The 9,716-nt window shown below is 67.6% G+C and carries 8 protein-coding genes; 7 read left to right on the top strand and 1 reads right to left on the bottom strand.

Features of this window, described 5'->3' with window-relative positions:
* Nucleotides 1-667 (bottom strand): tyrosine-type recombinase/integrase (locus tag ACFYXB_RS38575; protein WP_389589653.1); only part of this gene is annotated, 667 nt, incomplete at its 3' end.
* A gap of 785 nt (nt 668-1,452) precedes the next feature.
* Here ACFYXB_RS38575 and ACFYXB_RS38570 point away from each other — a divergent pair.
* The 7 genes from ACFYXB_RS38570 to ACFYXB_RS38540 all read left to right on the top strand — a co-directional run.
* The gene (locus ACFYXB_RS38570; protein WP_389589652.1) at nt 1,453-1,692 is read left to right on the top strand and encodes a transposase; all 240 of its coding nucleotides are present in this window, start codon (nt 1,453-1,455) and stop codon (nt 1,690-1,692) included.
* A 267-nt stretch (nt 1,693-1,959) separates the two neighbouring features.
* Nucleotides 1,960-3,063: an amidohydrolase family protein gene (locus ACFYXB_RS38565; protein WP_389589651.1), complete on the top strand. Its 1,104-nt coding sequence runs from the start codon at nt 1,960-1,962 to the stop codon at nt 3,061-3,063.
* Nucleotides 3,063-3,416 carry an iron-sulfur cluster assembly protein gene (locus ACFYXB_RS38560; protein WP_351359367.1) on the top strand — a complete coding sequence of 118 codons (354 nt, stop codon included), beginning with the start codon at nt 3,063-3,065 and terminating at the stop codon, nt 3,414-3,416. The genes ACFYXB_RS38565 and ACFYXB_RS38560 overlap by 1 nt, the downstream gene beginning before the upstream one ends.
* Nucleotides 3,417-3,541: 125 nt before the next feature.
* Entirely contained in the window at nt 3,542-4,618 is a 1,077-nt protein-coding gene (locus ACFYXB_RS38555; RefSeq protein ID WP_389589650.1) for an acyl-CoA dehydrogenase family protein, read from the top strand.
* A gap of 2 nt (nt 4,619-4,620) precedes the next feature.
* The gene (locus ACFYXB_RS38550) at nt 4,621-5,700 is read left to right on the top strand and encodes an acyl-CoA dehydrogenase family protein (RefSeq protein ID WP_389589649.1); all 1,080 of its coding nucleotides are present in this window, start codon (nt 4,621-4,623) and stop codon (nt 5,698-5,700) included.
* Nucleotides 5,697-9,251, top strand: a complete 3,555-nt coding sequence (locus ACFYXB_RS38545; protein ID WP_389589648.1) for an indolepyruvate ferredoxin oxidoreductase family protein — start codon at nt 5,697-5,699, stop codon at nt 9,249-9,251. Before ACFYXB_RS38550 ends, ACFYXB_RS38545 begins: the two co-directional genes overlap by 4 nt.
* 208 nt (nt 9,252-9,459) lie before the next feature.
* Nucleotides 9,460-9,716: transposase (locus ACFYXB_RS38540; RefSeq protein ID WP_389589647.1), on the top strand; the 257-nt coding region annotated here is incomplete at its 3' end.

Raw genomic sequence — 9,716 nt, 5'->3', positions numbered from 1 at the left:
ACCGCCAGTCGACATCGTCCAGTTGCAACCGGACCACCTCGATCGAGCGCAGGCCCAGCCGGGCCACCAGCATCAGGATCGCGTAGTCGCGGATACCGACGGCACCTTCGCGCGGGCAGTGGTCCAGCAGCCGCTGGACCGCAGCCGCGGCGATCGTCGGTGGCACCGCCGCCATACACCAGCCGCCGACCGGAGGCACGGCCGCACCGAGCCTCAGAGGCGTGACACCGTGCAGGTGGAGGAACCGCATCAGCGACCGCAGTTCGGCCACCCTTCCCTTCGCCGAGCCGGCTGAGACCCGAGCGCGCTCCCGCAACAGGAACGCGTTCAAATGCGCGCCGGTCAAGCCGCTCGGCGTGAACACTCCGCCGGGCATCGCCTGCTCGGCCAGGAAGCGGCGAGCGGTGTTCTCGTAGCGCAGCATCGTCGCCGCTGACAGGCCACGCTCACGCGTCATCCAGGACCGGTACTGCTCCAACAGGACTTCCAGCGGCGATGGCACCACCTGCGGGGCCGGGACCAGCGAGACCTCGCGGAGAAACGTCAGCAGCGGCATCATTCTGCGAATTCCGGGGACCCGACGACCGACCTTCCGCTGATCAGACAGATAGCGCTCCAGCATCTCTTCGTTGAGGTCAGCGGCCTCAAGCCCCGCAACGACAACCACAGCCCAACCTGTCTCAGGTCCTTGAGCATGCTCCTTGCCGTCTGCGTGGTATACCCGTGCTCCGCCAACCAGAACCGGTAGTCCTCGACCTGCGGTGCCAGAGCACCCGCCTTCCTACGTGACCCCGCCGCGGTCTCACCCCCTTCGAGGGAGCCCCCTGCCCCCACGACCAAGCGAAAGCGGACTCATCCACAAGATCGGCCCCGGCCTCTATGCAGCCACGACATGGACACCAACTCCCTTGCAAACGACCGGAGATCGCTAACTATCCGGCCTTGGGCAAAGGTCCGACGGCGCGGGGGCCACGCACGGCTTGCTTCAGCACGTCGAAGCGTTGAACACCACACGGCGCACGGTCCGCTACACGGTCGGCTGGAAGGTCACCGACGAGGACGAAGCTGCCATTGCGCAGCTTCCCGCCAGCGCGTGGGAGACCTCGTTGACACAGAGCGGCGAACTCCAGGAGGGCTACCAGGTTGCCGAGTTGACTGGTCTGAACACCCGCGAGGGCTGGCCGGAGGGGATGCGGCTGATCGTCCGCCGCGTGCGGCCTTCCCGGCGGCAGCTGAAGAAGCTGACCGACTACGAGAAGAAGACCGGCTGGCGCTATTCGGTCACGGCAACGAACATCCGGCACACGTGGGGCATCGCAGGATCCCACCAGATCCAGTTCCTCGACGCCCTGTACCGAGACCACGCCGAGGTCGAAGACCGCATCCGCACCGGCAAGGCCATGGGCCTGCACAACCTGCCCCTCACAGTCCTGGCAGATCAACACGGCATGGATGCTCGCCGCGAACCTCGCCTGCGACCTCGACACCTGGCTCCGCCTGCTGACCTTGCACGACAGCGAGGACCTGGCCGGCGCCGAGCCGGACACGATGCGCTTCCGCCTCTACCACCTGCCCGCCCGCATCGCCGACCACGCTCGCCGCCGCTACCTGCGCATCGAGCGTACCTGGCCCTGGGCATCGGCGTTCACCACCAGCTGGAGGCGGCTCACCCAGCTTCCGGCCGTCACCTGACGGCCGACATCGCTCTGACGAGGCGTCCGGCTCATGTCGTCGCCCACCTCGATTGTCGGTACGCGGGAACTTCTCCAAAGTCACGGATCGCCGAGCGCGCATCATCACCCGATGCTCCGTCAAGTCCACCCGGAGATAGCGGCGGCTCCGCCTGCCCGGCCCTAGCCGGCCTCCGGCTGCCCGATCCGCGACTGTTGCCAAGTCTCTGATTAATGATAGGATATCAACACCTTGCCAATGGCACCGTCGAGATCTCGAGGAGCGCAGATGATCAATGGTCAAATCGTGGTCGATCATGTTGTCCACCCGTTTGATTACGGGGAAGAGAACCTGGGCAATGGGCGCAAGCAGGTCCTCGGTGGCTACAAGCACCACCGCCTGTACAACCGGCGGGTGGCGATGTCGAACGAGGATTACCTCCTGCGCCAGGAGGAGTGGATCAGTGACTTCCCCCCGGACGCCATGACCCACGCCTTGTTCGCCGAGAGCTCGACGGACTTCGCGATCGTCCACTCGCTGCCCAACTTGGGCTTCACGAAGGGTGTCGTCTCCGAGCTGCACCGCATGGCCAAGCTGCGGGAGACGTACTCGAACCGGTACCTGCTCTACGGCTGGGTCAACACCCTGGACCTCGACCAGGCCATCAAGGACCTGGAGATGCAGGTCAACGAGATCGGTATCGACGGGCTCAAGTGCTTCCCGTCGCTGGTCTACGACGGCAAGCACACCGGCTGGCGGATGGATGACCCGAAGTTCGCGGTTCCGCTGTTCGAGGCGGCACGTGACCTCGGCATCAAGAACATCGCCGTCCACAAGGCGCTGCCGATGTTCGGACCTACTCCCTTGTCATTCTTCAAGGTTGATGACCTCGACGTCATCATGCCCCGGTTCCCGGACATCAACTTCTACATGATCCACGCGGGGATGGGGTTCCTCGAGGAGACCACCACCCTCATGCACCGCTACCCCAACTTCCACGCGAACCTCGAATCGACCATAGGCAACGTGGTCGAGCGGCCACGCGTCTTCGCCGAGGTCATCGGCGAGATGATCTACCACGGCTCGGCGGATCAGATCGTGTACGGCAGCGGTTGCAACCTGGTCCACCCGCAGCCCCTGCTCGAGGCGTTCGCCAAGTTCCAGATGCCCGAAGACCTCATGGAGCAGCGGGGCTACCTGCAGATCACCGACGAGATGAAAGCGAAGATTCTCGGGCTCAACGTGGTACGGACGCATAACCTCGATGCCGACAAGATCCTTGAGGGCACCAAGGGCGACCAGTTCGACCAGGTCCGGTCGAACGGCCTCGACCGTCCGTGGACGGCGTTGCGCCGCGAAGAGTACGCGGCCGCTGCGACCGGAGCGGTGTGATGACGGCTGACGTCACGTCTGCCGTCGACCGGGACGCCGTCGAGCGGGCGCTGGAAAGAGTGCAGGACCCTTGCAGCGTGTCCATGGGCAATCCGATGGACATCGTGACCATGGGTCTGATCGAGAGCATCGAGATCCATGGTGGCCGGGTCGAGATCATCATGATTCTGACCGACCCGAACTGCTTCTTCTTCACGACCATCGAGAAGTACATTGCCGACGTGGTCATGGAGGTACCCGGCGTCACCGAGGTTGATGTCGACATTTCCGGGACCACCTTGTGGAGCGAGGACCTCGTCAAGAAGCGTCGGCTGCCGCTGCTCACCATACCTCCGGGGGACCGGTCGGAGTGAGCACCCCCCCGGAGGCGATGGGCACTCCCCTCGCGGCCGCTGCGGAGGTACGGGCCGAGGTACGCGAGGTCATCCGCGAGGCCTGTGCCGCGATCGGATGGGTACCGCGCCACGGCGCCGACGCTGTGGCTCCGCGCCATGGCGCCGGCCCCGGCGCGGACGAGGCCGGGCAGCGGGCTTTCTACGCCGAGGTACACGAGCGCGGCTGGGCGGTGCCACACTGGCCGGTCGCCTACGGCGGGCAGGGACGCCCGCTGTCGGACCTGCTGATCTTCCACGAAGAGGCGATCCGCTACGGCGCGCCGAGCCAATACAACCGGGTGGCGATCGGCATCGCCGGACCGGCGTTGCTCGAGTTCGGCACGCAGGAGCAGAAAGAGCGTTACCTGCCGCGCATCGCCGACGGGTCACAGGTCTGGTGCCAGGGATTCTCCGAGCCCGGCGCCGGATCGGACCTTGCGGCTTTGCAGACGAAGGCGAAGCGGTCCGAGGACGGCTGGACCGTCAACGGCCAGAAGGTGTGGACGACTCTGGGCCACGTCGCCGACTACTGCCTCGCCCTGGTGCGCACTGGCGCGACGGGCCATTGGGGGATCTCCGCGCTCGTCGTGCCGATGCACCAGCCCGGGGTGACCGTCCGGCCGATCCGTCAGATAACCGGTGATTCGGACTTCACGGAGGTCTTCTTCGACAACGCCGTCGTAGCGTCCGACGGCGTTGTCGGTGACGTGGATGCCGGGTGGCGGGTGGCGATGCGGGCACTGGAGCATGAGCGTTCGGTCAACTTCCTGGAACGTCAGCTCCGTCTCGACGACCTGCTCGCTGGCCTGATCAGGCTGATGCAGCGGCTGGAACCAGTCGCTGACCTGCGAACCGAGGCCGTCCGCCTGCTGGCCGACGCGGCTGGTCTGCGGTACGCCGTGCGCGACTACATCGAGCGCTTCCTGGGCGGGCTGCCGGCCGACACCGGGATCAACGGCACCAAAGTACGGTGGAGCGAGACCTACCGTGCGGTCACCCGCCTTGGGCTGCGCGCGGCGCAGGCACTGGCGGAGCCCGACACGATAGCGACGTGGTCGGCGGCCTACTACGCCAGCCTCTCGACTCCTATCTACGGCGGCACCAACGAGATCCAGCGCGACATCGTCGCCGAGCGTGGCCTGGGTCTGCCGCGTACACGCGGCCGGGCACGAAAGGAGTGAGCGTGTCCGACACCGAAGTCGGCCTGGATGCCGATGTCTATGATGCCGCCCACGCAGCGTTCGAAACCTGCAGCACAGTGGTGCGCACCGACCTCGACGCCGCGGCGCTCGCGGCCGAAGCCCTGCGTACGGCCGGGGAGTTGGGCTTCCTCGATATCCACGCCCGGAGCAGTCGTGCCGGGTCGCCGTTCAGTTTTCGCTACGCCGGCCGGGTGGCCGAGGCTGCCGGATACTGGCTGGTCCATCCACTGGTCCTGCATCACCTGTGTGCGGTGGCGGTCGCCGATGAAGCGCGGCTGCCCCAGACAGCCCACGAGGGACTGATCACGGGCACGGTGCCCAGCCTGTTCGCCTGGCGCGAGTCGTCGACGGTGCGCGAGCTGATCGTGCCCGGCGTGGTGGACGACGCAGGTGGGCTCTTCCTCGCGACCGGGTCGAACGCCCCGGAATTCATCGCGCCCGACCGGTTCCGGCTCGCCCAGCGCGACGACCGTTACCGGACGGCGACCTGGGGCGGCACGGTGGTGACGCTGGACAACGCGGCCCAGGGCAGCGGGGGACTCGACGATCCCGGTGCCGCTGGCGAGGATGTGCATGGCCAAGAGCTGGACATGCTGGCGCCGGACCTGCTGCTGGCCGGCGCCCTGGCCGGGATGTACGTCCTGGGCGGGGCCCGGCGGCTGGTCGAGATCAGCGTGCAGTACGCCGGGCAGCGGGTGCAGTTCGGCCAGCCCATCGCGACGTTCCAGGCGCTCAAGCATGCCTTGGCCGACGCTGAGATTGCCCTCCAGCACGCGCGCGCCCTCACCCTGGGCGTGCTCACCGACGCGGGCGCGCCGTCATCGGACGACGACGAATCGATCCGCGACCGGGTGCTGGCCAAGATCGCAGCTGACCGGGCGGCGTCGGCGGTGGCGGAGACAGCGTTGCAGGTTCACGGCGGTATTGGGTTTACCTGGGAGTCGATGGTGCATCAGTACCTGAAGGCGTTCGTGGACCTGGCGGCGGCTCCATTGCCGTCGGCGCGGATGCTGACGGTCGCGTGGCGAACGGCCGCCGCGGCCGCGGGGAGCAACCGATGAGTGCGGTGGTCAGCGAGGCCGGGGCGGCCAGGCGCAGTGGGGCCCAGTCCTTCCTGGTCCGGCGCTACGCAGACGACGAAGGGCGGGCGCTGCTGTCCGGAGTGCAGGCGCTCGCGCGGCTGCCACTGGTACAGATGCGCCTGGACGCCCGGCAGGAGCGCCGGACCGGGTGCCTGATCTCTGGTTACGAGGGTTCCCCTCTGGCTGGCTACGACCTCGAACTGGGCCGCAACGCGGAAATGCTGCGTGAGCACCGCGTCGTATTCCAGCCCGGGGTCAACGAGGAGTTGGCCGCCACGGCCATCGGCGGCAGCCAGTTCGTCAGGTCACGGCCGTCCGCCGAGGTCGACGGAGTACTGGGCGTGTGGTACGGCAAGGCGCCCGGTCTCGACCGGGCCACGGACGCCGTCCGGCACGGCAACCTACAGGGCGCCGATCACCGCGGCGGCGTCATCATGCTGGTCGGCGACGATCCCGCGACGAAGTCCTCAAGCCTGCCGTCAGCATCGGAACTGGCGTTGAGCGACCTTGCGGTGCCGGTGCTCTACCCGGGTTCGGTCGCCGAGCTGCTCGAGTTCGGGCTGTACGGGATCGCGATGTCGCGGCTGACCGGCCTGTGGGTGAGCCTGAAGATCGTCGTCGGGGTAGCCGATGCGACTGCCTCGGTCGATCTCAGCCTCCCGGAGTCGATTCGTCCCTTCCTGGAGTTCGCCGACGGTGTTCGCGCCGATCCGGATTACCAGCCTGTGGCCACGGCCCTGATGAGCAACCCGGTACGGCTGCGCCTGGAGCGGGAGCTGCACAGTGTGCGGCTTCCACGGGCCGAGGAACTGCTCCGGCGGTTTCCGCTGGACCGGGTGCACGGCCCGGCCGACGCCGCCATTGGAGTGGTCGCAGCGGGCAAGACCTACTACGACCTGCACCAGGCGATGGACCGGATAGGGCTGGACGACAGTCGGCTGGCTGCCGCCGGCGTGCGGATGATGAAGGTCGGGGCGCTCTACCCCGCGGGGTCGCAGAACCTGCGGGAATTCGCCTCCGGGCTGCGCAAAGTGATCGTGGTGGAAGAGAAGCGCGGGCCGCTGGAGGCAGCCTTGACCGGCGCCCTCTACGACCTGCCGCAGCGGCCGTTGATCGTGGGCAAGACCGACGCCGAGGGTGTCGAACTGTTCCCGGCGTACGGCGAGCTCGACGTGGACCTGATAGCCGAGCGGCTGGGCCGCGAGCTGGCCAAGGACGTTGCCTCCCTGCGGCAGGCGCCGGCCGCGCGCCCGGCCCGCCGGCCGTCCCTCCCGCTCCTGACGGATGTCAGCCGCACCCCGTACTTCTGCTCGGGCTGCCCGCACAGCCGGTCGACCCCCGTTCCGGACGGTTCCCTGGTCGGTGCCGGCATCGGCTGCCACGCCCTGGTGACCCGCAGCCCGCGGACGGACCTCGGTGAGAACGTCGGGTTGACCCAGATGGGTGGCGAGGGCGCCCAGTGGATCGGCATGGAGCCGTTCGTCGGCGATCAGCATCTGTTCCAGAACCTCGGCGACGGCACCCTGGCCCACTCCGGGACCCTGGCCATCCGGGCCGCGGTGGCGGCCGGATCGAACATCACCTACAAGATTCTCTACAACTCGGCCGTGGCGATGACCGGTGGGCAGCAGCCCGTCGGAATGCTCGGCGTGGCCAACCTGACCCGGCTGCTGCAGGCCGAGGGTGTCCGCAAGATCGTGATCACGACGGCAGACCCGAAGACCTACCGCTCGGTGTCGCTGGCACCGGGGACGCGGGTGCACGGCTTCGATCAGCTTGCCACCGTTCAGGAGGACCTCCGGGGCACGCCCGGAGTCACTGTGCTGATCCACGAGCAGGAATGCGCCGCCGAGTTGCGGCGCAAGCGCAAGCGCGGCCGCGCCCCGACGCCGACCACCCGAGTGCTGATCAACCCGCGCATATGCGAGGGCTGCGGAGATTGCGGCACGAAGTCGAATTGTCTGTCTGTGGTGCCGGCCGACACCGAGTTCGGCACGAAGACGCAAATCCATCAGGAGTCGTGCAACCTCGACCAGTCCTGCGTGCAGGGACACTGCCCGTCGTTCGTCACGGTCGAGGTGGACAAGGAAAGCCGCAGGCGCTCGGACCCGGTCCCGGTTCCCGACCTCGACGGAGCCGAGCTTCCCCAGCCGGCGTTCCACGTGCCGGACGATTTCACGATGCGGGTCAGCGGTATCGGTGGAACAGGCATCGTGACGGTGACGCAGATCGTCGCCATGTCAGCCGTGCTGTCCGGGCGGCATGTCGTGGGCCTCGACCAGACCGGCCTTGCGCAAAAAGGCGGCCCGGTGGTGTCGGATCTCAAGGTGTCGACGCGGCCGATCGACGGGGCGGCCAAGCTGGCCCGAGCCGAGTGCGACCTCTATCTCGTCGCCGACGTGCTGACGGGCGTCGAGCCTCACAACCTCGGTGTGGCCAGCCCGGAGCGCACTACTGCGGTGGTATCCACCAGCAAGGTCCCGCCGGCGTCGTTGATCGGAGAGCCCTTCAAGGCGTTCCCCGACATGGACGGGCTGGTAGGCCAGATCGCATCGGTCACCTCACCCGCACACCTGCTGACGCTCGACAGCCTGGCCATCTCCAACCGGCTGTTCCACAACGACGTCTTGGCCAATCTGGTTCTGCTCGGTGCGGCATACCAGGCCGGAGCGGTTCCGCTGCCGGTCACCGCGATCGAGGAGGCGATCGAGCGCAACGGCGTGGCGGTGCACGACAACCAGCAGGCCTTCCGCCGCGGTCGGCAGCTGGTCGCCGACCCCGATGGCCTCGCCCGAGCGTTGCGCGGCGAGATTGCCGGCGCCGCACCCGCCACCATGGACGCCGACGATCGCGAGCTGATCGACAGCGTCCCCGAGCCCTCCTCCGAGCTGCGGGAACTGCTTACGGTGCGGGTCCCCGACCTGGTCGCCTACCAGCACCGCGGCTACGCCAGCCGGTACGTGACCCTGGTCCGGCAGGCTCGGGAGGCCGAACTGCATGGCGGCATCCACAGCACGCAGTTCAGCGAAGCCGTCGCCCGCTACTACTACAAGCTGCTGGCGTACAAGGACGAGTACGAGGTGGCCCGGCTCAGCCTGGAGGTGGTCAACGACGAATTCGTCCGGGACTCCCTCGGCGTTGACGGCGTGGCCAGCTACAACCTCCTGCCGCCCGTGCTGGCCCGTTTTGGCTTGAAGCACAAGATCCGGCTCGGCCCGTGGTTCCGCGTCCCGTTCCGCCTGCTCTACGGGCTGCGCCGGGTACGCGGCACGGTCCTCGACCCCTTCGGGCGTCACGCGATCCGGCGCCTCGAGCGCGACCTCATCCGGGAGTACGAGGAGCTCGTCGCCGGAGCGTGTGCGGTGCTCGACGATGCCGGCTATACCCAGGCAGTCGACCTGGCCCGCGCGCCCGATCTCGTGCGCGGGTACGACGAAATCAAAGAGGCCAACATCGCCGTGTACCGGAGGCGACTGGCCGAGCTGGCACCCCGGAGCGAGGCCGGCACCGCGGTGGGCCCGGCATCATGATAGGGCCGGAATCACGACAGGCCTGACCCCACGCCACCGCGGTGGCCGCGGAAGAGCCCGGAGCTAGAAGGCTGCTGAAAATCTCGGGTTCTGGCCCCGGCTCGGTGGAGTTGGGGCCAGTCTTGTGAGCATGCAGGGGGAATGGGCCGGGGAGATGGTCGGGCCGGATGTGTGGGAGACCTGCCGGGAGTTGATCCCGGCTGGGAGTGTGTTCGCGTTCCTGGCCGAACATCGCGAGGCGCTGTTCCCGCCGTCGATGTTCGCGGACATGTATCCCTCGTCCAACGGGCGGCCGAGTCTGCCGCCGCAGGTGCTGGCCGCGACGGTGGTGTTGCAGAGCCTGCAGGGGCTGTCGGATTTCGAGACGGTTCAGGAACTGCGGTGTGACCTGCGGTGGAAGGCCGCTTGCGGGCTCGGGCTGTACGACATGGCGTTCGATCCGTCGCTGCTGACGTACTTCCGGCG

This window comes from Streptomyces sp. NPDC002619, assembly GCF_042889305.1.
GTDB lineage: Bacteria > Actinomycetota > Actinomycetes > Streptomycetales > Streptomycetaceae > Streptomyces.
This window is presented reverse-complemented; position numbering and strand designations above follow the sequence as displayed.